This window comes from Sphingomonas azotifigens NBRC 15497, assembly GCF_002091475.1.
In the GTDB taxonomy this organism is placed as follows: domain Bacteria; phylum Pseudomonadota; class Alphaproteobacteria; order Sphingomonadales; family Sphingomonadaceae; genus Sphingomonas; species Sphingomonas azotifigens.
The window spans coordinates 1-718 of record NZ_BCTR01000153.1 but is presented as its reverse complement, the minus strand read 5'-3'; the positions used below and the strand labels follow the sequence as shown (position 1 = coordinate 718).

The following is a 718-nucleotide window of genomic DNA, read 5'->3' as shown; positions in this document are numbered from 1 at the left end:
TTGCCGAGCTGGGATCGCGTTCGTCAGCGTGCCGAACGGCTCACGGGCACTTGGTGAACTGACCCTTTTTGGGGCCGGATGCGACATGGCATTTGCCGTTCTTGTCCTTGGTCACGCCTCCGGTTGCGGCGGCAGCGGCGGGCGGGCATTTGGCGAACTTGCCTTTCGCGTCCTTGCACGGCCCTGCGGCGAGGGCAGGGGTGGCGATAAGGGCAATAGCGGCGGCGATGGTCGAGACGCGGAACATGGCGATCCTCTCCTCTGGTTGAGTCGCGGGGCGAGGATGCCATGGTCCCTGCGCGGCGCAAGGGCTGTGGCGCCTGTTCGGGCTTCAGCGCGCCGTCTTGTGCGATACCGGCACTGGTGGGGCTCGGCCTCGTCAGGCTGGATCGTTGCCGGTTCCATCGGGTGTCAGGTTTCGCAGCCATTCAGCGATGGCGGACTCGCGCCAGCCCACGCAGCGGGTGCTGATCCGGGTGTTCTTCGGAAAGGTGCCGGCTTCCATTTTTCGGTAGAGGGTGGACCGGGTGAGGCCGGTGCGTGCGAGCACGGTCTTGATCCGGAGAATGCGATCGGGTGGATTGGGCTGGATATGCATTGCTATCACCTTGCATTGTTTGGGGTGTGGTGGAGCGCTCCGGGGCAAGTCTGCGCTGTACTTTTTGGCCGGGAGAAGAGCCCTGTTGGGGCCAGATGGGGCCATCTGGGGACTCCCGGT

Annotated in this window: 2 protein-coding genes; both read right to left on the bottom strand. The window is 64.6% G+C overall.

Features of this window, described 5'->3' with window-relative positions; translation table 11 throughout:
- Positions 1 to 40 precede the first annotated feature (40 nt).
- A complete protein-coding gene (locus SAZ01S_RS23375; RefSeq protein ID WP_084584713.1) occupies positions 41 to 247 on the bottom strand; it encodes a hypothetical protein in 207 nt (68 codons plus the stop codon).
- Between the two features lie 132 nt (positions 248 to 379).
- On the bottom strand, positions 380 to 598 hold the full coding sequence (locus SAZ01S_RS23370; protein ID WP_084584712.1) for a helix-turn-helix transcriptional regulator: 219 nt from the start codon (positions 596 to 598) through the stop codon (positions 380 to 382).
- Positions 599 to 718 lie beyond the last annotated feature (120 nt).